The organism is Pseudidiomarina woesei (genome assembly GCF_001418345.1).
GTDB classification, from domain to species: Bacteria; Pseudomonadota; Gammaproteobacteria; order Enterobacterales; family Alteromonadaceae; genus Pseudidiomarina; species Pseudidiomarina woesei.
This window is the reverse complement of sequence record NZ_LIPW01000012.1, coordinates 1-21,183: the sequence shown is the minus strand read 5'-3', so window position 1 is coordinate 21,183 and position 21,183 is coordinate 1. Positions and strand designations below refer to the sequence as shown.

Here is a 21,183-nt window from a genome sequence, read left to right as displayed (position 1 = left end):
TTTAGTCCTTTTTTATGCGCAAAAGCTTGCGAATACGAGCTTGCAATTCTTTAGGCTGAAACGGCTTTATCATGTAATCATCTGCACCGGCATCAAGTGCATCAGCAATATCATCGTCGTCCTGCAAGTCAGTTAATATCAGCACTGGCATGTGGCGATGTGTCTCATAATCGCGCAGCCATTTTAATAATTGGCTACCGGAAACTATCGGTAATAATAAATCGAGAATAACCAAGTCATAGGTTTTGTGACTCATCAATTGGCGTTTGGCAAATTCACCGTCGCTTACGCTTTCAATCGCGTAACCTTGGCGTTGCAACAAATATTCCAACAGCTCGCGAAGGGTGGTGTCATGTTCAGCTACAAGAATCTGTTTTTTATGATTCATTATTCAACCTAATGTTTCATAACAATTAATTAAAGGTAGCAAAGAGTTGTAACGAGCTCAATTATTAACTCAGCCAACCTACTTGTTTCAGTCACACCCTAATGCCAATATATGAATCAACATAATCATAACCACGAGGTGCATATGTACACCGATGACGATCTCAACAGCGCTGTTGAACGCGGAGTATTAACCGAACAGAATATCAATGCGTTTCGAGATTTTGTGCAACAAAAACGTCATTCCACCCTACAGGATGAAGAACATTTTCGGCTGGTTACAGGGTTTAACGACATATTTGTAGTGATTGCAGCAGTATTAGCCTTATTTGCATTGGGCACCTTAGGTAACACCATTGATGATTTTGTGGGTGGTTTCATCGTTGCCGCTGCGGCTTGGGGATTGTCTGAATATTTCACCCTAAAACGCCGCATGGCGCTGCCTTCCATTGTGTTAATGTTTTTTTGTTTAGGTGGCGTTTATTATGCAATAGCGACCGGCTTCGCCGCTAAGTCCGCTGAGCATGGCGGTTATTTTGTCTTAGCTTTTGCAATAACTGCGGCTGTGGCTGCGGCACACTGGTACCGCTTTAAAGTGCCTATTACTCTTGCTGCCGGCCTTGCCACGGTTATTGGCATTGTGATTTCGTCGGCCAGCTTGGTGTTTGATTTTTCTGACACTTTGATAAAGGTACTTATTTTTATTTCCGGTGTAGTCGTGTTTGCCATTGCCTTGTGGTGGGATAGCCAAGACAGACTGCGCCAGTCGCGCCATTCTGATGTCGCTTTTTGGCTACATTTACTGGCCGCTCCGTTATTAGTTCACCCCATATTTGTTACCATTGCCGACAGTGATTTTGAAGTGAGCGTAGCACAAGCGCTTATTACTTTAGTTCTGTACCTTGGCTTAAGTGCGTTATCACTCATTCTTGACCGCCGCGCGCTAATGGTATCGGCTTTATCCTATGTGATTTATGTATTCGCAGCGCTGTTAACTAGCTTTGGTGTGGTTAACTTAGGCGCAGCAATTATTGGCGTGGTGATTGGCTTTGGGCTTCTGTTGGTGTCGGTATTTTGGCACCCGCTACGCAGCATGATCATGCGCATCACCCCGGCGAGCCTAGAGAAATTAGTCCCGCCGGCTCGCTAAACCGAAGTGTCTTCTTGTAATGTCTTGCTTTGTTCAAGCCGGCTTTGCCAGTAACTAATAGGCTGAGGCCGGCCGAACAAGTAACCCTGAAACTTATGGCAACCTAAATTTCGTAAATGCTCCAACTGGGCTTTTGTTTCTACCCCTTCGGCAATGACCGATAAGTTCAGGTTGTTACCTAACCCAATAATTGTGGTGGTAATCACGTCGTCGTTGACATCGGTAAGCATGTCACGCACAAAGCTTTGATCAATTTTTAATTGGTACAGCGGTAATTTTTTCAAATACGCCAACGAAGCATAGCCCGTTCCGAAGTCATCCAGCGAAAAACGCACACCTAGTTCGCCCAAGCGCGCCAAACGCTTCACCGTGATATCAATATTATCAATAAGTAAACCTTCGGTAATTTCAAGTTCAAGCAACCCAGGTGGAATTTGCATAGCCTGTAAGCAGCGCTCAATATGCGTCACAAAGTGACTATGTCGGAATTGTCGCGGGCTAATATTAACCGCCAATGGCATGTGTTTGAGCGCATCGTGCGCTTGCCATTGCTGCAAAATACTGCAGGCTTGTTCTATTACCCAACTACCTAACGGCACTATCAGGCCGCTTGACTCAGCCACAGGAATAAACTCAACCGGCGAGACAATTCCAAGGTCTGGGTCGGTCCAGCGTAGCAATAATTCACCGGCGATAACTTCACGGTCCTCATTCACTTGCGGCTGCATATACAGCTCAAGTTCGTTATTTTTCACCGCCCGCCGTAACGCCGATTCAATTAACATACGGCGGTTAATAGACTCTTGCATTGCTGGGTTGAAGAACCGAATGGACTCGGCACCTTGAGCTTTCGCTTCAGCAATGGCTAAGTCGGCGTTTTTAAGCAACCCAGCCACGCTATGTTGACTGTCCGAGAACATGGTGACACCAATACATGCAGTTGTGCTATGGGTTATGTCGCCCAGCACATAAGGCTCTGCAAGCGCTACGAGCAGTTCTCGCGCCCAATTTCGAGCCGCTAATACGGCTTGTTCTGGGTCACGACTTAAGTCTTCCAAAATCACTACAAAATCATCAGAACCTAAACGTGCGGCGGTGTCTGTGTCGTCAATGCTACTACGAATACGCTGTGCCACTTGCTGTAGCACTTGGTCGCCGGCTGCGTGCCCCAAGGTGTCATTTATAATGGTGAAATGGGTTAAGTCTATGCTAACCAGAGCGCCTTCGTAGCCGGTTCGATTAGAACTTGCCAAGGCATGTTCTAAGTTTTGTAGCAGTAACTTGCGATTCGCCAAGCCTGTAATTGCATCGTAATACTCTAAATGATTGAGCGATTCTTTAATGCTGATGTGATCGGTGATATCGGTGGAGATACCGCACAGTGCATAAACCTCTCCATGTGCATTACGTAGCGGAATTTTTACGGATAAAAAGTGACGCATACTGCCATCGGCAGTCACGTTATTCTCTTCATCTGCTACGCGCTCACCTTGGTGAATTACCCGTAAATCGCTCTCGCGTAAGTGCTCACAGGTTTTTTTATTGAAAAAAGCAGCATCCGACTGGCCGATAATTTTGTCTGTGGTGGTTCCTAAATAATCACACACTTTTTTATTGGCATATTCATACCGAAGATTTTTGTCTTTGATATAAATATAAGCCTCTACCGAATCAAGAATGGTGTTTAGCTTTAACTCACTATGCGCCAGCTCAAGAGTGCGTTGTTTGACGCGTCTGCGTAGCCATAGCACGGTAGCAAAAACCAACAGCAGTACACTGCCAAGCAAGGTAATTAAGGCATAAGGAAACGCAGGAGCATCGGAAGGCATGGCACGCCAGCGCTGCAGAATTTGGTAAAACGGTGAGTGTGCGTCACCTCGCCAGTCACTGATATACGTCTCGATGGTATTAATAACACTCTGCAATTGAGCGTTGCCGCTAACAAAATACAATCGACTAGGCTGAAACATCACCGGCGTGGGTTCTAGATCAAGTTCTCGTGCACGACGATCACCATATAAGTGGTTTGACGCAACCACATCGGCTTGGTTTGCCAGCACCGCCTGAAAACCTTGCTCAAATGAGCGCACCGCAACAAATTCTACCTGCAAGCCAAAATTTCTCGCAATGTCAGCCAAATACGCTTGTTGTATAGAGTCTTCTAAAACCGCAATGCGCACACCTTCAAGATCAAGCAAGCTCGATACTTTTAATGAACGTTTGCCATATAACTGCGACCACGAGTGCAATACCGGTGTTTGGTGAAAAATAAAGCTTTCATCGCGTTGTTGATTCAGTGCCACATCGGGCATTAAGTCAATTTCGCCAGCTTTAAGCAACTGTAAGCACGCATTCCATTCGCAGGTAATTGGCTCAATGTGCCAACCTTCTCGAAAAGCTATTTCTTGTAAAATATCGCCGAAAAGGCCCGAAACTTGGCCATTTTCAAACATAATTTTAGGTGGGTTTTCATAAACGCCTACACGAATAACTTGAGGTTCAGCTTCAACGTTGTAGGCAAAAGAGGCTTGACCGAAACATAGACAAGCGACTAACGCAAAAAACGATATGCTTTTTATGTTTCGCAAATGGCACCTCTTTTGTTTGTGTTCACTTAACGTATAGCATTGAATACCCGTTAAAACCAGCGCCGCACTCGCTTTCTGTAGGTTATATATTGGGCGCCAAAATGCTGCTCTAATATGCGCTCCTCAGGAGTAATTTGAAAGCGATTCATATACAACACATAAATAATTAACCACATGAATGCCGGCAGGCTTGCTAACCACACACCCCAACCAGCTAACGCCAGCAGAAAACCCAAGTACATTGGGTTACGCGTAAAACGATAAATACCAGTTTGAACAATTTCAGAACTCTCTTCTGGCTTCATTGGGTTGACGGTCGTTTTGGCCTGGCGAAACGCTATCACTCCAGCCACGGCAATAAAGGCACCGGCGGTTACCAAAGCAAACGCAAGAGCCTTGGCATCGGTAAAGTGCCAAGGTTGCATGGGCAGCAGGCGCGAGGTTAACGCCATGAAACCAGCAATAATGGCAACCACCGCTACCGGTGGTACTTTCAACTCAAGTTTTTGCATACCGTTTTCCTGTGCTAGTGAAGAAGTGTTAAAATAGCTGCCTATGTCACACAACACTATTGCATTAAATCAGCAGCGCCAGCCGTTAGACCACCTGAAATCAGTGTGGCTGTTTGGTTATGGGTCTTTGATTTATGAAGCAGATTTCCCTTTTATACAACGCAAACCAGCGCGTATTCGTGGTTGGGTTCGGCGGTTTTGGCAAGGGTCACACGATCACCGCGGTACGCCCGATAACCCGGGTCGCGTTGCCACGCTTATTGAAGCGCCTGAAGCCGTGTGCGCGGGTATGGCGTATGAAGTCACACCAGACGTATTTGCGCACCTAGATCATCGTGAAAAAAATGGTTACTTGCGCATTTTTACTGAGTTTGAATGGCTTAATGAGCCCGGCTCAGTGGAAGGGTTGGTTTATATTGCCGGCCCCGATAACGCGGCGTTTTTGGGCGACGCTTCAGCAACACAGATTGCCCAGCATATTGCCAACTCGCACGGCCCAAGCGGCCCTAATGATGAGTACTTATTAAAATTAGCCGAGGCCCTGCGCGAGCTTGGCGAACACGATGATCATGTGTTCGCCATAGAGCGTGAGTTACTGGCATTGGCCTCTGAGTAACCGGCGGGCCGTTAACTTTCGCAGCACTATTTGCGCGTCGGTTTTTCAGAAATATAAATCGTAATCACACCGTCAATAACCAAGGTACCGTCAGCACGAAAGCCTTGCACAAGCACAGGTAAATCACCCGGTTTCCAAGCATTTTCATCAGCGCTGGCAACAATTCGAATATCGCTATCAGCTTTGGCGGTATAGGTTACTGTCATGCCTTTGGGTATCCACCGTAGGTGCTTGGGTATCGACGCTTCCGCAAGGGCTCCCATCGCCATTTCAAGGCCATTACACAAAGCAATGGCATGCACAGTGCCAATATGATTTTGCACGGCTTTGCGCTTTTTGAAGGTTAACTCGCAGTAATTAGGCTTTAAGTCAGCAATGGTTGGTTTTATGGTGCTAAAATACGGTGCTTTCTTGGCAAAAATGCGCGAAAACAACGCGCGGCCAAAGGGTAGTTTTAAGGTTTTATGATAAAGCTTGAGTAAGTAGTTTTCGTTCATCAGTTGGCTGTACTCCAAAGGGCGTCGGCTGCTCTCACAACCTAAATATTTAACAACAAAAAGCCAATGCCAATACGGTTTTGACGATGGTTATAATCTAGCAACGTTTCCCCGTAGCCCGAGAAGAATTGAATATAAAAACGTAGTCCATCAGGTTTGTCAGAGTTTAATGGGTGCGTGAAATCAAGCTGCCATGAGCCTTTGTCCCAAGACAGTTCTCGAGTAATGCGCGTTAAACTATAGGTACTCAAATTATTACGCCACGAAAAACGGTTCTCGAAATTACCGCGATAGCGCACTAAATCAGGGTTATCGTCCTTATCGCCAACTTCGTTAACACGTTGCTTCCACGTAGTCTCCCAAATGACTGGGCCCCACTCAACGGCGCCGCCAAAATAAATATAGTTCCAGCTACGCGAGTCAGGCTTACGCTGACCATTCGATTCATGCGCCAAACCTGCTTTGGCAAAGCGTACGGTGGCGTCACCAGGAATAAAGTCCCATTTTTCTTTCCACGGCATCACGTAAAAAACTTCAGGTTTATAGTTGGTGCTTCGAAACGGAGAAGAGTCGTCTGAATTCCATGCTTGCCAAAGCGATGTTTGCGAATACGCCACCCAAATATCACCATCTAACAAAATGTCTTCAACCAACTTGGTGCGCAGTGACAACTGCAGCTTGACCTCGTTAGGTTGCAAGTTTTCAAATGGCGTTCCCGGCCCACGCGTTGGCGAGCTTGGCTGCTCATTGGGGTTTGAGCTGTAATGAACTGGCAAAATAAAGTTGGGGTGAAAGGTGCGCAGGTCAAAAATACCGCGCTTTTGGTCTTCACCAAGCTCCCAAAATCGACCAATTAAGTCGGTTTCTGCAAAAGCTTCTGCATCAAGCTCGACTTCAGCTTGTGGATTGTTCACGGCATTATCCGAGGTATCTTGCGCCAACACAAGCTGAGACCAAAACAGTCCACCGACCAATAAACCAAACTTCACAGCACTATACTTAAACATAATATTTCTCCACCAACTGCTCACCGCATAACAACGCTGGGGTGTAATAGCCGCCCGCCGGCTGCTGCGAGACAATATGCATGGCTACATCAATTGCCCCCATACTGGTCAACTTGTAACCGTTCAGCACTTGCACGCGCAGTGTTTCCGTTATACCCGCTGCATTGCGAGCTTCACCCCACACGTAAGTCGTCGCCTGTTCGAGTTGCTTGTCGCTTGGCCCCGCAGGTTGCCTATCAACTTTCTTTTCCAAAAACTTTTTCACGCCTTCAATGCGCAACAACCAACGTAACCAATTGAGTTTTTTCAACTTACTCACTAACTTCGGTGAGGCCGGAATATACACCTCAATGTTGGGGATCCCTGTGGTATAAAAAGCCGTTGAGACATCGCCCCAAGGTATGGTCATGGCAAATTTATTGCCGTTACCAAAATCTATTTCGCGAGTTCGGTAGGCAAGCGGTACCGTGGTGATGGTGCCATTAGCACGCACTGCACCACCTTGGCCTAAACGCCGCACACTGGTTTTAGCAGTACCACGGCTCATGCGTGAAGCCGAGTCAAAACCTAGCGCTAAATGAGTTGCGTCAGGAAGCTTTTGCTTAAGCTTGGCCGCCACACAGTCGGTTGGAATAACATCGAACCCAACACCAGGGCATAGCACAATGCCGGCCGCTGCCGCACGCTCATGTTGTGCATGCGCATACTCGAACACACTAAGCTCACCGGTAATATCCACATAATGAGTTTTGCTTGCCAAGCAGGCTTCAATCATGGGCTGGGCTGTTACTTCAAATGGGCCGGCACAATGCACGACAAGATCAATATCGCTCAACGCTTGCTGCAATGCCTGAGTATCATGTAGGTTCACCACACAGCTAGGTAGCTCAAGCTCGCCAGCTAACTTATGAATAGCTTCACCATTGCGCCCCGCCAATACTGGGGTTAACCCGCGCTGCTTGGCTTGTTGAGCCACAAGCTTCCCGGTGTAGCCGTTGGCGCCGTAAATCATGAACTTCATATGTTTTCCTTATTTTTTACGCAGGTTGCTTACTGTTTGCTGTGCATTATGCATGCGTGCAGCGGCCGCTACTTCTTTGCTGACAATGGTTTTACCCACCGGCGAGAGCGCTATGGCAGCCAGCTTAATGTGCTGAATACCAAATGGAATACCAATAATGGTAATAAACATAGCAATTGCTGCAACCAAATGACCCAGAGCGAGCCACCAACCAAAGAAAATAAACCACAACACATTCCCTAAACAGCCGAGTGAACCGGTGCCGATATCTTCTTTTTGAGTAAGCTCATCACGCGCAATGGCTTCTTGCCCAAATGGGAAAAACGAAAAAAGACCAATAACAAAACAAGAGCGGCCCCAAGGAATACCGACAATGGTAATAAAAGCGACCAAACCGGCTAGCCACCAGCCAAGCCCCATAACGGCGCCACCCAGAATAAACCACAAAATATTCCCTAATGTGCGCATACTGCTGCCTCCATTAAATTTTACCGAGTTTGCTATGTCGACAACGCAAAAGCTTTGTAAACCACCTACAAATTTTTTGTGTCTTTACTATGTTTAGACTGTAACGACTTACAAGCATATCGAAAACAGGAGGTTTTACCATGAAAACACTGCAAACTTTACTTATTGCAACCATTTCTGCATTGGCTTTATCTGCTTGCTCACAGCAAGAGCAAGAAGAAACGCGTGAAGAAACACAAACAGCATTAGAGCAAGCAACTGAGGCAACACAACGCGCGGCTGAAGATGCTGCCGATTTTGCACGTGAATCAGCAGAGCGCACTAGCGATTTCTTGAGCGATAGCTCAATTACTGCGCGCGTTAAAACAGCATTGTTTGAAGCTGACCAAGTGAGTGCTAGCCAAATAAATGTTGAAACCATTGATGGCCATGTGGTTCTCAGTGGCGTTGTGGCAACTGCAGAAGAAGCAGACTTAGCTGAACAGCTTGCCGAAGGAATTGAAGGTGTGAAGTCGGTTGAAAACGACATTGAAGTACAGCAATAACTGCTGAAAAAATAAGAACGGCGCTTCGGCGCCGTTTTTTTATGCCAATTCAATACGCCTTATGCCAAAGTCGAATAATCCAAAGTGCCCTACAGTGCGTTACACTCTTAACCATACATTTGATAGCTAGGAGCACGCATGTCGTCATCAACAGATAAGTCATACACGCCCCCGAAGGTTTGGCAGTGGGACCAAGAAAGCGGTGGCAAGTTCGCGAGCATTAATCGCCCCATTGCTGGCGCGACACACGATAAAGAGCTACCCGTAGGCAAACACCCATTGCAACTTTATTCGCTAGCCACACCTAATGGGGTAAAAGTAACGGTTCTGCTTGAAGAGTTACTTGAGGCTGGTATTCATGACGCCGAGTATGATGCCCACTTGATTGAAATTCTTGAAGGCGACCAGTTCAGTAGCGGGTTTGTAAGCGTGAACCCTAATTCGAAAATTCCGGCCCTGCTTGATGTCAGTACCACACCACCGACACGAGTGTTTGAGTCGGGTTCAATTATGCTTTATTTGGCCGAAAAATTTGGAGCGTTCATTCCTAAAGACCCCGCTAAACGCACAGAAACCCTAAATTGGTTATTTTGGCAAATGGCCAGCGCCCCTATTTTAGGCGGTGGGTTTGGTCATTTTTATGCCTACGCTCCAGAAAAATACGAGTACCCAATTAACCGCTACACCATGGAAATTAAGCGCCAGCTGGATGTGCTCAATCGCCAACTTGCGGAGCATGAGTACATAGCCGGAGACGAGTACACTATTGCCGATATGGCCATTTGGCCTTGGTACGGCGCATTAGTTACAAATCAGGTTTATGAGGCAGCTGAATTTATAGAAGCGCATACTTATAAAAATGTACTGCGCTGGGCTGAACAAATAGCCAAACGGCCGGCCGTTCAGCGCGGACGTATTGTAAATAAAACCTGGGGTGAGGCCGACAAACAATTGCGCGAACGCCATGACGCGAGCGACTTTAACCAATAAAAAAGGGCTGAAAAGCCCTTTTTACTTTTTCTGACTTCGCGCTAGGCCTTTTTCAACGCCCGCACAATAATTAACAGCACTATAGCGCCAACGGTAGCAACAATAATGCTGCCAATAATGCTGCCGTCGCTAGACAGCCCAAGCAGGTTGAACAAAAACCCGCCAAGCATAGCGCCAATAATACCGATGACGATGTTACCTAAAATACCAAAGCCACCGCCTTTCACAAGCGTGCCCGCTAACCAACCGGCAATAAGCCCAACTAACAAAAACCAAAGAAAACCCATGTGCTTCTCCTTTTTTGTTTTTAAACAGGTTGTTAGTAAGCCTAGCAGAATATTTTCATAGCGCGAACTTGCATACCTAGAGATGTTAGGTATAGCATTATACCTAACAGCTCTAGGTATAGATGGGGTAATAACACATGAATTTATCTAAAGACTTAATGGCCGCTTCGTCCACACCATTAGTGCTTGGCGTTATTGCTGAGGGTGAAACCTACGGCTACGAGATAGTAAAACGCGTGGAAGAATTGTCTGGGGGCAAATTGCAATGGACAGATGGCATGTTATATCCATTGTTACATCGTTTAGAAAAGCAAGGCTTTCTCATTTCGCGTTGGCATGTCGGTGACTCAAACCGTAAACGTAAATATTACGCCATTACAGAAGACGGCCGGAAAACATTGTGTGAACAACAACAGCAATGGCAAATCATTAATCAAGCGCTGAATAAAGTTTGGCGCGACATTCAACGGAGTGGCAGCCATGATATCGAATTCGCCTAATCTTTTCGATTTAGAGCAAAGCATAACCCAATGGCGTCAATTTGTTTTGCGCCGATCGGCCATTGTGAGCGACGATGCCGACGAATTAGAAAGTCATCTGCGTGATCAAATAGATGCATTTATGGCGCAAGGGCTGCATGCCGATGAGGCTTTTCTAATTGCCACCAAACGCATTGGTAATCTTGAAGCGGTGTCACATGAGTTTGCTGAAGTGCATACCGGCCGGCTGTGGCAAAATTTAGTGTTTAATCAGCAAGAAGCATCTTGGAGCAAAGATGTACTAATCGCCCTTGGGTTTGCCGTTGTTGCGGCACTGCTTTTCCAACTGCCTCGCCTTTTGGGTTTTAATCCTGAACAACACGAATGGGTTTACGCACGTAATATTAGCTTATTCTGTTTACCCGTTTTAGCTGGTTATTGGGTGGTAAAACGGCAGCTTGACAGCCGTGCTTGGTGGCTCATAGTGGCAACGGTTGGTGTGTTCGCAATAGCTATGAATGCATTTCCATGGCAACGCATTTCCGACACCGGTGACTTAGCGGTATTACACTTACCCATTGTACTGTGGTTTTTGGTCGGTGTTATGTATACCGGTAACTGGTGGCAAACCGATGCGCGGCGCATGGACTTTATTCGTTTTTCGGGTGAATACGCCATTTATTTTGTGCTTATTGCGTTAGGTGGTGGCGTGTTAACCGCGTTAACTATTGGATTATTCGCTTTTATTGGCTTTGACATTGAATTCTTTGCCCAGCAATGGCTGATACCCAGTGGCGCCATGGGTGCGGTCGTTATTGTCGGCTGGTTGGTCGATATGAAAAAAGGCGCGGTTGAGAACATGGCGCCGGTGCTAGCACGTATTTTCACACCGCTATTTACCCTGCTATTAATCAGCTTTTTAGCTGTTCTGCTAGTGTCAGGTCGCGCCTTCGACATGCAGCGTGACGTATTAATTGGCCTTGATGCGATGCTAATTATTGTACTTGGATTGGTGCTGTATTCCGTTTCTTCACGCGAACCGTCAGCGCCGGCGGGGTTGTTCGATACCTTGCAACTGCTACTGGTGCTTAGCGCCTTAAGCATTAACTTAGTCGCCTTAAGCGCTATGTCTGATCGCATTTTCGCCATGGGAATTACGCCGAACCGGTTAGCGGCACTTGGTGAAAATTGTATTCTATTAATCAGTTTAAGCGGCTACGCATGGTATTACTTCGGGCTTATTCGTGGTGCCCACGGGTTTGCGCCCCTAGAGCGCTGGCAAACCCGTATGGTGCCCGTTTACGTGGCATGGGCCGCGGTGGTCGTACTGGTGCTGCCGATAGTATTTAGTTTTGGCTAATGCGAATGCGCAGCGTGGTCGTGGTGATGCGGTTTATCATCACGGCATCGCTCGCCGGGCAACTCAAGCTCTATAGTCGTATGGCTTAACCGATAGGGCGCGAGCGCATTATCAATCTGTTCTTTTAAGTCGCGTCGCGCGGTGGTGTCAATGTCATCATCCAGCGCTAAATGCGCAGTTAATACGTGATGCTCACCGTCAAGCGACCAAAAGTGCACGTGGTGTACATCAACCACATGGGGCAGCTGCTTTAAGGTTGTGATCACTTCCGTTACGGTGCCGTTATCTGGCGCAGCTTGGAAGAACAGGCGGGCGGTTTCATACAAATTGCGAATAACGTTAAACAAAATAAACAGCGTAAACGCTATTGATAACAGCGGATCTAAAATTGGCAGGTTTACAAAGTGCAGCACAATACCGACGATAAGTACGGCCACCCAACCCAGCACATCTTCCATTAAATGCCAGTTAATAATGCGCTCATTCAAACTCTTGCCGGCCGAGAGTTTGTAAGCTGCAAAGCCATTCACGGCAATACCTAAAATGGCCAGCCCAACCATGCCTTCAGCAATGGGCATTTGCGGGTTCCATAAGCGCGGAATAGCCTCAACCAGCACCCACGCTGAACCCGCTATGAGCACAATGGCATTCACAAACGCCCCAGCAAGGCTCAAGCGCCGATAACCATAAGTGAATTGGTTGTTCGCTTGCTTTTTACCCAATTTATTGAGCACCCACGCTAAGCCAAGCGACAAGCTGTCGCCTAAGTCATGCACGGCATCAGCCAGAATGGCGGTACTGTTGGTTAGTATGCCGCCGATAAACTCAATAATGGTAAAACAGAAATTAAGCAGGAACGCCCAGCCGAGGCGTTCCGAGGAAAGGTCTTTGCTGTGATCGTGGTTATGGCCCATGGTTTAAACCCAAAATCGATATTAGCTATTGGATATTAGATATTAGCTGCGCGTGCGTTATTCGTTATTCGTTTGAAGACAATAACACACAACACCAAGACAATGCCCAGGGCGATAGTTTGCCAGGGAATAAATACGGCCAAGCCGAAACAGGCGATTAAGCCAAGTATGGAAACCCACTTGGGGACAAAACGTTGGGCTTGGGGTATTTTTAGCGCGGCGAGGTTAGTTAGGCCGTAATAAATGAGTACAGTGAAGGCACTGAATGTCCATGCCGTTTCTACACCGCCTAGCAGGGCAATGGCGGCCATAACGGCAAAAGTAGCCCAGGTTGCTGCTGGCGCCGATTTTTGCTCGCTATCTAAGGTTGCTAAGCGCTGTGGTAAGTCGCCTCGACGGCCCATAGCAAGTACCACGCGTGACACGCCAAGTACCAAGTTCAGAATAACGCCGCACATAGCGACAATACCACCCACAAGCACCACGCTGTGCCACGGTGAATTTTCAACGAGGTTGGCAATATTGAAGTTACTTTGGGCAAAACTTGCAGTGCCGCTAACGTGCAAAATAGCCAAGCCAACAGCAATGTATAACAGGCTGATTAAAGCCAATGTCAGCACAATGGCTTTAGGAATGGTATGGCGTGGGTTCATGACCTCTTCGCCCATGGTGGCAATGCGGCCGTAACCGGTAAAGGCCACAAACATTAAGGCGGCCGCAAAGAACAAACCGTTGTCGTAGTGTTGCAGTGAAGCCTCAGTAAAAATTTGTGGCGGGCTAGGTTGGCCATAAGCGGCCACAATAAACGCCACTAAACCGGCAACACTAATGGTGACCAGAATTGCGTTTAACCAATTAGTTCGGCGCACACCGCTAAGCACAAACGCAGTAAAAACAAGCAATAACGCTGCGGCAATTGCATTGATTGCCCAAGCCGGCGTATTCATAAATGAGCTTATATACCCGTGTAAATACCAAGCAACGGCAAGCGCCGCAGTAGCTGCAGAAGCGCTTTTTGCTAGCACAAATAAGGTACCGGCTGTTAAGCCTGCGGTTGGGTTGAGAAACTTATAGCCATACTCGTATGTGCCACCACTTACAGGGTGCACAGCAGCTAATTGGGCCGAACTTAAGCCATTCAACAAAGCCGTTACTGCCGCAATAACAATAGCAAAGACCAAATTTGGCCCAACCAATTCAGCACTTAAGCCCACACTGACATACGCACCCGTACCCAAAATTGAGCCTAAGCCTAGAATAATAGCGCCAACAAGTGTTGTTTCACGTACTAACTGTTGTGTCATTATTATTCCTTTTTAGCTTTGGTGATCAGCCAACGTAGCACCGCTTTATGACATTTTTATGACGTTTTCAAAGCGCTGCCGTTAACGCTTCAACGTCAGCATTTTAGATAATTCTTCGCTACCTTCTTTGCTGTTTATGGTGGCTAGGGTCCAAATAGCCGAAAGCACCAACAACACACCGTGCGTAATTGCACTGTCGAAGTTAATATCAAACACTAAGCTTAACAACCACGCCAGCAAATAAGTAAAACCAATAGCCGGCAAGCTTAGTAATGCAAAAGCCAACATAACAATGACAAACGCGCCCACATGCTGCAGTAATTTTGTAAGCATAATGACTCCAATTATTCAGTTAGCGATTTATAATAATTTTCCAGCTGTACTGGCAGATTTTAGGTCACCAAAAACAACACGATAGTTGCTAACGTCATACCCGTAGTTCACTAGTTTTTGGCCATTAACCAATGAGAAATCTGTCATTTCGCCTTGTTTCCAGTCAACATCTTGCGCCTTTCGCTGTTCTTGTATGGCTTTTGAATAGTGTAATTTAACCATGAACTGCTCACTTGCTGAGCAATTACCGGCTGCACATTGTTCTTCATAGTCATGGACTTGAATGCAGAAATTATGCGGTTTAAATACCAGCTGATTGTCATCAGATAAATTGATCGTGTGGGTGATATCTTGGTCACCATACCAGACTGAATACCACTTGCCGCCGGCGCACATACTGCCTTGGTACTCACACACCGCGGTTTCATTAAGCTCAATCACTTTACCCGCATCGTTCAGTGATAAGTTCAGCGCGATGTCTCGCGTTGCACCGGGTTGAAGGTTAGCCGTTGGGTTGTCATTGACACTGCAGCCAATACTGCCGGTGACGGCTTGCACGGCAACGCCTGCCACTTGGCAGCTTGAAAGCAGCGGAATGAACATGAATAGCAGCAGTTTTTGATTACGGCTCATACGCAATTAGTTCTCCAAAATGGCCAACATTAGCCATATAAACACACAACTCGCAACGTATTGAAATGCACCCGTTAGCGACAATCCGCCAGCTTTTTTTTGCCACACTTGCATGAGAGCACCGCCGCCCAAACACCAAAGGTGCCAAACCAACCCTAATCCTGCTCTGCGCTATCATTCAAAAATCATCGCAGCTATCAATTTTATGATAAGTGGCGTTTAATCATTAAGCCAATTAGCTATAGAGCTAGCCGAGGCTTGAGTTCATTTAAAAATACATTAGGCTGATCAATCCCCAAGTATATTGTCGGTATCACATGATCCGAACCATCACTTGCTGGCTTCAATTCAATCGCAATATTTGGCACACCTGAACTGTTATAGCGTTTCACTTGCTTTGCTCGCTTTACATAAGTTGCATGCGCCTTAACCGCTGCAATTTTTGATAACGGAATAACCTGCGGTGGATAAATTCCATAGCGAATAATTAACTCGTTTGCGGTTAGCGAAATAGGCCGTTTCGCGTACGCACGATATTCAGCGATAAAAAACACCAAACTAAATAGCGTTAGCGCTGTGATAATATTTGCCGCAAGTGGCGACCAGAAAAAATGCAGTAATACATGCGCAATTGGCAGTTCAATAATAATTAATAAAATAAACCCAAGTAGGTTGCTCTGTGCGCCGTCTTTTTGGTGATAAGTAAAATGCTGCTCGCCATTAAAGCGTTCTGGCTTAATTCGGCTAGCAAATAATGCGTAAGTCCACAGGCGGGTTTCAAAACTGAACACCTTAGCCACCAAACCGTCTCCTAAATAGCGCTTAATCGGTTCTGCTATAGCCAAATCTGGATCGATGTTCTGGTTTAGCGCCGCTTTAATCGAAACATAAACAGTAAGCAACACCGATAACTCAAGCAGCACCAATGCGGCTAAAACGAAATACCGCCCCTGCTCAAGATAGGGCCAAATTAGTTTATTTGTCTGCGGAATAATAAAACTGCCGACCAAAACAGCAATGCTGCACAGCACAGTGGCTTTTAGTAGTGCTTCTTTTTTATTCTTTATGCAGACAAAGCAGAGTATGGGCAGAACAAAGAACGCATCAATGAAGAACAGCCATTCATAGTTGGCACTTCCAAAGTCATTCAGCACTGAATTCGATTGATAATAAAACGTCCACCATAGCGAAATAGCAATGAGAAATAGCAGTGGTATTTTCGTTTTTATGGCGGTGCGCATTTGATGAGTGCCTTATCCAGAGGTTTTCATATCGTTATGCATTTGGCGAAACACAAAATTAGCCCATTTCAAAACAACCTGCTTATCATATGGGCTATCCTTCGGTTGATCATAAAGCACTAAAACCGGAAACTGATCTTGTGGACAAAAATCTGTAGGTGAAAATCCCCCCCATTTTAGTCCGAGACCCACAATCGTTTTTTCTGAATTACCGGTAACCCAATAGCTTACTCGGTGGTTAAATCCTTTGTCATATATCTTACGGCCCACTTTGCGCGCTTCAGACTCGGAAGCAAAACATATTGGCGTTTCCGTGTCTGAACTTACAGCACACGAGGATAAAATAAATACGACGCATAAACTGAAAACAAACCTAACGGACATTACGCCCCCGCATGTATTACTCATCGCGTTCGTATACAATCGCAGGTAACGGGGGCAAGCCTTTGGTTGTTCGATCAGCAGTGGATATATCTTTGCTAGCCGCTTTCAATTCACCATCGCTATAAGCCACGCCATAAGACTCAAGACTTAGTCCGCGGTTTTCGATATATCGATTGTAGGTTGCAGCCATCAACCAACGACCGTCAGGATGGTTTAATTCCGCAGCTCGTTTTGCCAAATAAAATGCCAACAAGTGATTTTCATTGCCCATACTTACGAGTTTTTTGTCAACGTGCTCAAGATTTGTATGTTGCAATATAACCGCTGCATGCACGAAATCTGCAGCAGTTGAAATACGGCCATTAACCAGCTCTTCAAAAACCAATAATCGGCGGGCCATTTCATCGCTATATATCGGGAAATTACCGTTTTTCAAATTCTCTTCCGAACGCGCTTCTTGATCAGCTTGATAAGCAGCAAGTAGCTTTAGGTTGTCGTCAGCTAACAACGAGGTTGACATAAAAGATAGTCCGCAGATAGCTAAAAACAACAGTACGTTCAAAATTTTCATAGACTCTCACCGATTATGTGACCTAGAGATACCTTATATACCCGTTGGCAGTACGTTAATAGTCGATCCGCAGTGTAGCTATTAGCAACAGATTAAAATTGATCGAGTGTGGATCAGTTTTCACCCCTTGTTGACATTGGCAGCCGTTGCAACTGCTTTTAATGGCGAGATGTCGGCATCATTTTCGGTCCTTCAAAGTCTGGTAGACCTTCCCTTTCTCTCGTTTACCAACGACAAGAGCATAGATGACTAGCTCTTCATCGACCACTTCGTAAACCAATCGGTAACCCGCTGATCGTAGTTTAATTTTGTACACTGAACTGTAGCCTCCAAGCTTTGCCGAAGGCACTCTTGGATTAATAAGTCGCTCCTCAAGCTTCTTCTTGAACTGACTTCTTATAGCAGCGTTCAGCTTCTTCCATTCCTTCAGTGCTGAGGGTACAAATTTCAGCTTATAGGTCATCCAGCGACACCGCGATGGCTTCTGCACGCTCACTACGACGCTCTTCGACCAGCTTGCCCAGTTCGTAATTCTCGATCATTTCCATAATTGCCTCATACGTATCCGCAGGTATAAGGTATGCAGCAGGCTTATTATGATTCAAGATAGCAATAGGTGAACCACTAGCTTGGGACAGCAACGATGATGGATTTTTCTTTAACTCTGAGATGCTTACAGAAAAATCTGCTAACACTTGGCGCATAAAAACCTCAAATATGACCTAAATAAAGATCATATTTTAGGTTATTTTCATAGTTTTGCCTAGATAAAAACTGAGCCCTAACGCCGCACTCTGCGGAAATTTAGGAGCGCCAGCGAGTAAATTTTCCGTAGCAGCGCTTTGTTAAGCGCTTACTTTCCGTCATCCCATGAATTCAAAAAATCTGCAAGAACATCACCGTGACATGCGTGCGGTTTACAAAAGCAGCCTAATCGCTTTCCTGCCAATTTATACACCTCTGATTTTTCTTTATTTGGAAACTTTTCATAATCGAAGTCATACTTAAATTTTCGAATAACTTCTTCGCGATCATCACCTTCTTCATACATTGAATAAGGGTTACCCCAGTATGATCCTCTCCCGATATACTCATAGTTTGGCGTGCTTTTTTTTGCTTGGTATTCAGTGTCTATTTTTATATTTATAACGCGCGTTATCGAAATATTCACGACCCGGATGGGCAACCCGATAGATCGCAACCTTTGAGTCTCCATCGGAAATTCTTCACCATCATCAAAAACTATCGCGTGGGTTATATTTTCATTTTGCCAATCAAAAAGCTCTTTACTTTGTATTTCATCAGGCTGCTCTTCGCAGAATTTCTGAATGAATCCGTTAGGATCGGCGGGGTATACTAAAGAAACCTTGTCTAAGCTCGAAATTATTTTGCCTACTTTCCGAGAGAACTTCGAGTAGCAATTAAAGTCCTTCGGATAAAAAATTAGAACAATAGCCATCAGTATAAATGCTTCACTTTGAGGTTTAGATTTGAATGTTCATTAAGATACTCGACAACCAGCCTTCTGTGGCAAAAATGTGGTTCATGCTCGCTGCATAGCAAACACCCATGATCAAGCAGTTCTGACTTAATCGATTTCTCAATATTTCGCTGCGCCATAAGATTTAGAAACTTATCCTCGTAAACGTTCCAAGGCATTTCCCCTTTTTTGTACGCATTTAAAATATCTTTAGTTGGCGCAAGCTCTGGTGAATGAACATATTCAGCCCCGCACAGCTCTCTCAGAAAGAACTTAAGATCGTCTTTTTTTGCGAAACCTGCTAATTGCGATACATTATTTAAGCGAACATCGACAAGTGTTTTAACACCAGAAACCCTGAGAAATTTAAAAAATTTTTCAGCATTTTTTTGAGTAAATCCGATAGTATAAATATCCATTAAAACCTCAGAAAATTGTGGCTACAAGCTTGTAGCAATAGCCTTGATACTCTTCCCCAAGGCTTATACAAAGAATTTGGTTAACATCGCGATTATCTCTTACTATTTCGTCAAATTTTGGATCAGTCACAGCTAGATCATACGTGATCCCGTTATAAGTAAAAGATGCTCTCCTCTTGCCGTCGTCTGTATTATAGAGGCTAAGCCCCTCTACTTGAACGAGGTAAAGCGATTGAGGAACATTATATAATCCAGAAGTAATTAGAGCATGCTGTACTCTGTTATCCTGCCCCCATATGTCAACAGGTTGGTCAAGGTAGTTGGGCAGATCCCCTACTCCAATAGAATAGTTTTGCTGCCACAGGTTGCCGTCTATCAGATAATTTTCCGGCTGATGTGGAAGCGGAACATGTTGTGAGAATCCCATTCGGATTTTTTGAAGTGGTTTTACTCCATACGTACCGTATGGATTCTGATATTTTGCTTGTTCATGACTTAACTCGGCACCTTGTGCATTGGACACAGGTCTAATCCATCTGCCGGTATTCATACACTTGCCAGCCACGCAATGCTGTCCATGCTTAACTGAATTTGCCAGTATAACTATTTCTGTTTGGCTCATACATTCTCCTTGCTACGTGCACCTTGGCGCTTAACGCCGCAAGCAGCGGCGAGCGTTAGCGAGTCCAGCACCGAAGGTGCGATGCTGACTTGCCTTGTTAGTTTTTCTTAGTTTCACGCAGTTCTTGCTTGGCGATTTCTGGATTAACCAATCCAAGCGAGTAGTTACCAGAAATACTGGCTACGCCACCAACATAAGCTGCGTTATCAAGAGCCGCAGTTAAGCGAACAAAATAAGTGTTATTGGCTTGTGCATCGAAAGATATCTGTAACGGACCGGCACGCCAATTGGACATAAAGCCACCCTCTTTAACTGCAATTATTGTATTGCCTGGACTAAGGTCTATTACATGGAAGCCACCATTACCTATCTCAAAACTATCTACGCCATTTATCTGCACTACTGGCGATGCAGCGCCATCTAACATAGCCCAAGGCCGATAAAAATACACTTTAGCCTTATTTACCTCTGGTGCTTCAGTTTCAGTAAACTTAGGTCCTGTTGCACTACAACCAGTAAGTGACACAATAATGCCTAGTGCAAAAATAAACTTCTTAAACATATACTAAGCTCCATCACTACAAAAACAAACGCCCCGCTCACCCGCACATACTGCGGAGAGCGTTTTTGTGTAAAGTGGCGCGCAGCGACACACAAAAACGGGCGGAGCAGTATGTGTCGGCGTGCAGCGGATTGTTATGTTTATTTCGAAAAGAATACGTGATCTCCAGAGTGAATTGGTGGCCCATGCCAACCCCAATCAACTTTAATGTTTTCTTTTGGCAAATTCGGATTATCTCTTTCAAACTTTACTCTACAGAGGTATTTCAGCCATACTGCTCGTAGTACATCTAGCTCATCTGATTTATTTTGGTAGTACGCGAGCATCCCACTAAAGCTCAACCCCCGAATTTCCTGACACATTTGAAGAAACTCTTCTTGTGCAGGTGTTTCAGGCTTGATTTTGTTCGAAGCCAGTGCACTTAACCAACTCCCATATCTCATTAAGCTTTTGCGTTCGTCCTCGCTGAAAATTACCTCGCTGCACTGAAGGATGTACGGCTTCCCTACATAGGCTCTATGCGCTTTTGAAAATTTCTTTGCGCGTTTCTGATCGACTTTTTTCTCTTCGTAAGTAAGCACTAGTATCGGCTCCACACCGCCCTGTGTAGAATTTTTCTTTTGCAGTAATAGCGACTTAAAGCCGAGGAGTAAATCAACCAGCCTTTCGATAACCTTCACTAACAGATCACGAATCAATGCAGATCTCCTTGAAAACATAACGCTCGCCTATGCGGCGCACGATTTGTTGTGGAATTTGCAATAATGTAGCGCAGCGAAATACAAATTCCACAACGAATTGTGTGTCCGAACG

Annotated in this window: 27 protein-coding genes; 6 read left to right on the top strand and 21 right to left on the bottom strand. The window is 45.5% G+C overall.

All coding sequences use genetic code 11. From position 1 onward, the window contains the following. Window position 1: 1 nt before the first annotated feature. Window positions 2-388, bottom strand: a complete 387-nt coding sequence (locus tag ASC40_RS11455) for a response regulator transcription factor (RefSeq protein WP_055439954.1) — start codon at window positions 386-388, stop codon at window positions 2-4. 144 nt (window positions 389-532) lie between these two features. Between ASC40_RS11455 and ASC40_RS11450 the strand changes: the two genes are divergently transcribed. Continuing rightward, window positions 533-1,537, top strand: coding sequence for a DUF2339 domain-containing protein (locus ASC40_RS11450; RefSeq protein WP_055439953.1), 1,005 nt, complete (start codon window positions 533-535; stop codon window positions 1,535-1,537). On the opposite strand, the gene ASC40_RS11445 is transcribed toward ASC40_RS11450, so the two are convergent. Together ASC40_RS11445 and ASC40_RS11440 are read right to left on the bottom strand one after the other, a co-directional pair. After that, window positions 1,534-4,125 (bottom strand): EAL domain-containing protein, encoded by a 2,592-nt coding sequence (locus tag ASC40_RS11445; RefSeq protein WP_055439952.1) that lies wholly within the window; start codon window positions 4,123-4,125, stop codon window positions 1,534-1,536. The two genes, ASC40_RS11450 and ASC40_RS11445, sit on opposite strands and share 4 nt — an antisense overlap. 50 nt (window positions 4,126-4,175) lie before the next feature. Then, entirely contained in the window at window positions 4,176-4,637 is a 462-nt protein-coding gene (locus ASC40_RS11440; RefSeq protein WP_055439951.1) for a methyltransferase family protein, read from the bottom strand. Window positions 4,638-4,680: 43 nt separating this feature from the next. Between ASC40_RS11440 and ASC40_RS11435 the strand changes: the two genes are divergently transcribed. Beyond that, on the top strand, window positions 4,681-5,253 hold the full coding sequence (locus ASC40_RS11435; RefSeq protein WP_055439950.1) for a gamma-glutamylcyclotransferase: 573 nt from the start codon (window positions 4,681-4,683) through the stop codon (window positions 5,251-5,253). Window positions 5,254-5,279: 26 nt separating this feature from the next. On the opposite strand, the gene ASC40_RS11430 is transcribed toward ASC40_RS11435, so the two are convergent. Genes ASC40_RS11430 through ASC40_RS11415 form a run of 4 tightly spaced genes read right to left on the bottom strand, consistent with a single transcriptional unit; the run spans window position 5,280 to window position 8,246 of the window. After that, window positions 5,280-5,750 (bottom strand): hotdog fold domain-containing protein, encoded by a 471-nt coding sequence (locus ASC40_RS11430; protein ID WP_055439949.1) that lies wholly within the window; start codon window positions 5,748-5,750, stop codon window positions 5,280-5,282. A 41-nt stretch (window positions 5,751-5,791) separates the two neighbouring features. Continuing rightward, on the bottom strand, window positions 5,792-6,757 hold the full coding sequence (locus ASC40_RS11425; RefSeq protein WP_055439948.1) for a phospholipase A: 966 nt from the start codon (window positions 6,755-6,757) through the stop codon (window positions 5,792-5,794). Then, window positions 6,750-7,778 carry a saccharopine dehydrogenase family protein gene (locus ASC40_RS11420; protein ID WP_055439947.1) on the bottom strand — a complete coding sequence of 343 codons (1,029 nt, stop codon included), beginning with the start codon at window positions 7,776-7,778 and terminating at the stop codon, window positions 6,750-6,752. Before ASC40_RS11420 ends, ASC40_RS11425 begins: the two co-directional genes overlap by 8 nt. Before the next feature lie 9 nt (window positions 7,779-7,787). After that, on the bottom strand, window positions 7,788-8,246 hold the full coding sequence (locus ASC40_RS11415; protein WP_055439946.1) for a YccF domain-containing protein: 459 nt from the start codon (window positions 8,244-8,246) through the stop codon (window positions 7,788-7,790). A 140-nt stretch (window positions 8,247-8,386) separates the two neighbouring features. Here ASC40_RS11415 and ASC40_RS11410 point away from each other — a divergent pair, with 140 nt between their 5' ends. Together ASC40_RS11410 and yghU are read left to right on the top strand one after the other, a co-directional pair. Continuing rightward, complete coding sequence (locus ASC40_RS11410) at window positions 8,387-8,791, top strand: BON domain-containing protein (RefSeq protein ID WP_055439945.1); 405 nt, start codon at window positions 8,387-8,389, stop codon at window positions 8,789-8,791. Window positions 8,792-8,929: 138 nt separating this feature from the next. Further along, window positions 8,930-9,781, top strand: coding sequence for a glutathione-dependent disulfide-bond oxidoreductase (gene yghU / locus ASC40_RS11405; RefSeq protein ID WP_055439944.1), 852 nt, complete (start codon window positions 8,930-8,932; stop codon window positions 9,779-9,781). 41 nt (window positions 9,782-9,822) lie between these two features. Here yghU and ASC40_RS11400 read toward each other — a convergent pair whose 3' ends face one another. Beyond that, complete coding sequence (locus tag ASC40_RS11400) at window positions 9,823-10,068, bottom strand: GlsB/YeaQ/YmgE family stress response membrane protein (protein ID WP_055439943.1); 246 nt, start codon at window positions 10,066-10,068, stop codon at window positions 9,823-9,825. 137 nt (window positions 10,069-10,205) lie between these two features. On the opposite strand from ASC40_RS11400, the gene ASC40_RS11395 reads away from it, so the two are divergent. Then, window positions 10,206-10,568 carry a PadR family transcriptional regulator gene (locus tag ASC40_RS11395; protein ID WP_055439942.1) on the top strand — a complete coding sequence of 121 codons (363 nt, stop codon included), beginning with the start codon at window positions 10,206-10,208 and terminating at the stop codon, window positions 10,566-10,568. Continuing rightward, window positions 10,549-11,907, top strand: coding sequence for a permease prefix domain 1-containing protein (locus tag ASC40_RS11390; RefSeq protein ID WP_055439941.1), 1,359 nt, complete (start codon window positions 10,549-10,551; stop codon window positions 11,905-11,907). The genes ASC40_RS11395 and ASC40_RS11390 overlap by 20 nt, the downstream gene beginning before the upstream one ends. Here the strand turns inward: ASC40_RS11390 and ASC40_RS11385 are convergent. From ASC40_RS11385 to ASC40_RS11320, 13 genes are all read right to left on the bottom strand, one after another. Continuing rightward, window positions 11,904-12,821, bottom strand: a complete 918-nt coding sequence (locus ASC40_RS11385) for a cation diffusion facilitator family transporter (protein ID WP_055439940.1) — start codon at window positions 12,819-12,821, stop codon at window positions 11,904-11,906. The two genes, ASC40_RS11390 and ASC40_RS11385, sit on opposite strands and share 4 nt — an antisense overlap. Window positions 12,822-12,856: 35 nt before the next feature. Beyond that, a complete protein-coding gene (locus ASC40_RS11380) occupies window positions 12,857-14,125 on the bottom strand; it encodes an APC family permease (protein WP_055439939.1) in 1,269 nt (422 codons plus the stop codon). Window positions 14,126-14,206: 81 nt separating this feature from the next. Continuing rightward, window positions 14,207-14,458, bottom strand: a complete 252-nt coding sequence (locus ASC40_RS11375) for a hypothetical protein (RefSeq protein WP_055439938.1) — start codon at window positions 14,456-14,458, stop codon at window positions 14,207-14,209. A gap of 27 nt (window positions 14,459-14,485) precedes the next feature. Continuing rightward, complete coding sequence (locus ASC40_RS11370; protein WP_055439937.1) at window positions 14,486-15,091, bottom strand: hypothetical protein; 606 nt, start codon at window positions 15,089-15,091, stop codon at window positions 14,486-14,488. 239 nt (window positions 15,092-15,330) lie between these two features. Beyond that, entirely contained in the window at window positions 15,331-16,332 is a 1,002-nt protein-coding gene (locus tag ASC40_RS11365; protein WP_055439936.1) for a hypothetical protein, read from the bottom strand. A gap of 400 nt (window positions 16,333-16,732) precedes the next feature. Next, window positions 16,733-17,287, bottom strand: a complete 555-nt coding sequence (locus ASC40_RS11355; protein WP_055439934.1) for a hypothetical protein — start codon at window positions 17,285-17,287, stop codon at window positions 16,733-16,735. A 178-nt stretch (window positions 17,288-17,465) separates the two neighbouring features. Beyond that, entirely contained in the window at window positions 17,466-17,750 is a 285-nt protein-coding gene (locus tag ASC40_RS11350) for a type II toxin-antitoxin system RelE family toxin (protein ID WP_055439933.1), read from the bottom strand. Beyond that, the gene (locus tag ASC40_RS11345; RefSeq protein WP_055439932.1) at window positions 17,740-17,991 is read right to left on the bottom strand and encodes a type II toxin-antitoxin system Phd/YefM family antitoxin; all 252 of its coding nucleotides are present in this window, start codon (window positions 17,989-17,991) and stop codon (window positions 17,740-17,742) included. Before ASC40_RS11345 ends, ASC40_RS11350 begins: the two co-directional genes overlap by 11 nt. 149 nt (window positions 17,992-18,140) lie before the next feature. Next, window positions 18,141-18,746 carry a DUF4326 domain-containing protein gene (locus ASC40_RS11340; RefSeq protein WP_055439931.1) on the bottom strand — a complete coding sequence of 202 codons (606 nt, stop codon included), beginning with the start codon at window positions 18,744-18,746 and terminating at the stop codon, window positions 18,141-18,143. Then, a complete protein-coding gene (locus tag ASC40_RS11335) occupies window positions 18,746-19,186 on the bottom strand; it encodes a DUF488 domain-containing protein (RefSeq protein WP_055439930.1) in 441 nt (146 codons plus the stop codon). The genes ASC40_RS11340 and ASC40_RS11335 overlap by 1 nt, the downstream gene beginning before the upstream one ends. Before the next feature lie 7 nt (window positions 19,187-19,193). After that, a complete protein-coding gene (locus ASC40_RS11330; protein ID WP_055439929.1) occupies window positions 19,194-19,808 on the bottom strand; it encodes a dual OB domain-containing protein in 615 nt (204 codons plus the stop codon). Window positions 19,809-19,905: 97 nt separating this feature from the next. Further along, window positions 19,906-20,370 (bottom strand): DUF2846 domain-containing protein, encoded by a 465-nt coding sequence (locus ASC40_RS11325; protein WP_055439928.1) that lies wholly within the window; start codon window positions 20,368-20,370, stop codon window positions 19,906-19,908. 140 nt (window positions 20,371-20,510) lie between these two features. After that, window positions 20,511-21,068 carry a MaoP family protein gene (locus tag ASC40_RS11320; RefSeq protein ID WP_055439927.1) on the bottom strand — a complete coding sequence of 186 codons (558 nt, stop codon included), beginning with the start codon at window positions 21,066-21,068 and terminating at the stop codon, window positions 20,511-20,513. Window positions 21,069-21,183: the final 115 nt, after the last annotated feature.

Excerpts from the sequence above, each read along its gene's own strand:
- ASC40_RS11400 (WP_055439943.1), bottom strand. The coding sequence starts at position 10,068 with ATGGGTTTTCTTTGGTTTTTGTTAGTTGGGCTTATTGCCGGTTGGTTA.
- ASC40_RS11440 (WP_055439951.1), bottom strand. The coding sequence starts at position 4,637 with ATGCAAAAACTTGAGTTGAAAGTACCACCGGTAGCGGTGGTTGCCATT.
- ASC40_RS11380 (WP_055439939.1), bottom strand. The coding sequence starts at position 14,125 with ATGACACAACAGTTAGTACGTGAAACAACACTTGTTGGCGCTATTATT.
- ASC40_RS11325 (WP_055439928.1), bottom strand. The coding sequence starts at position 20,370 with ATGTTTAAGAAGTTTATTTTTGCACTAGGCATTATTGTGTCACTTACT.
- ASC40_RS11385 (WP_055439940.1), bottom strand. The coding sequence starts at position 12,821 with ATGGGCCATAACCACGATCACAGCAAAGACCTTTCCTCGGAACGCCTC.
- ASC40_RS11340 (WP_055439931.1), bottom strand. The coding sequence starts at position 18,746 with ATGGCTATTGTTCTAATTTTTTATCCGAAGGACTTTAATTGCTACTCG.
- ASC40_RS11410 (WP_055439945.1), top strand. The coding sequence starts at position 8,387 with ATGAAAACACTGCAAACTTTACTTATTGCAACCATTTCTGCATTGGCT.
- ASC40_RS11345 (WP_055439932.1), bottom strand. The coding sequence starts at position 17,991 with ATGCGCCAAGTGTTAGCAGATTTTTCTGTAAGCATCTCAGAGTTAAAG.
- ASC40_RS11375 (WP_055439938.1), bottom strand. The coding sequence starts at position 14,458 with ATGCTTACAAAATTACTGCAGCATGTGGGCGCGTTTGTCATTGTTATG.
- ASC40_RS11450 (WP_055439953.1), top strand. The coding sequence starts at position 533 with ATGTACACCGATGACGATCTCAACAGCGCTGTTGAACGCGGAGTATTA.
- ASC40_RS11455 (WP_055439954.1), bottom strand. The coding sequence starts at position 388 with ATGAATCATAAAAAACAGATTCTTGTAGCTGAACATGACACCACCCTT.
- ASC40_RS11355 (WP_055439934.1), bottom strand. The coding sequence starts at position 17,287 with ATGAAAATTTTGAACGTACTGTTGTTTTTAGCTATCTGCGGACTATCT.
- ASC40_RS11435 (WP_055439950.1), top strand. The coding sequence starts at position 4,681 with ATGTCACACAACACTATTGCATTAAATCAGCAGCGCCAGCCGTTAGAC.
- ASC40_RS11420 (WP_055439947.1), bottom strand. The coding sequence starts at position 7,778 with ATGAAGTTCATGATTTACGGCGCCAACGGCTACACCGGGAAGCTTGTG.
- ASC40_RS11430 (WP_055439949.1), bottom strand. The coding sequence starts at position 5,750 with ATGAACGAAAACTACTTACTCAAGCTTTATCATAAAACCTTAAAACTA.
- ASC40_RS11330 (WP_055439929.1), bottom strand. The coding sequence starts at position 19,808 with ATGAGCCAAACAGAAATAGTTATACTGGCAAATTCAGTTAAGCATGGA.
- ASC40_RS11390 (WP_055439941.1), top strand. The coding sequence starts at position 10,549 with ATGATATCGAATTCGCCTAATCTTTTCGATTTAGAGCAAAGCATAACC.
- ASC40_RS11350 (WP_055439933.1), bottom strand. The coding sequence starts at position 17,750 with ATGACCTATAAGCTGAAATTTGTACCCTCAGCACTGAAGGAATGGAAG.
- ASC40_RS11370 (WP_055439937.1), bottom strand. The coding sequence starts at position 15,091 with ATGAGCCGTAATCAAAAACTGCTGCTATTCATGTTCATTCCGCTGCTT.
- yghU (WP_055439944.1), top strand. The coding sequence starts at position 8,930 with ATGTCGTCATCAACAGATAAGTCATACACGCCCCCGAAGGTTTGGCAG.
- ASC40_RS11395 (WP_055439942.1), top strand. The coding sequence starts at position 10,206 with ATGAATTTATCTAAAGACTTAATGGCCGCTTCGTCCACACCATTAGTG.
- ASC40_RS11425 (WP_055439948.1), bottom strand. The coding sequence starts at position 6,757 with ATGTTTAAGTATAGTGCTGTGAAGTTTGGTTTATTGGTCGGTGGACTG.
- ASC40_RS11415 (WP_055439946.1), bottom strand. The coding sequence starts at position 8,246 with ATGCGCACATTAGGGAATATTTTGTGGTTTATTCTGGGTGGCGCCGTT.
- ASC40_RS11365 (WP_055439936.1), bottom strand. The coding sequence starts at position 16,332 with ATGCGCACCGCCATAAAAACGAAAATACCACTGCTATTTCTCATTGCT.
- ASC40_RS11335 (WP_055439930.1), bottom strand. The coding sequence starts at position 19,186 with ATGGATATTTATACTATCGGATTTACTCAAAAAAATGCTGAAAAATTT.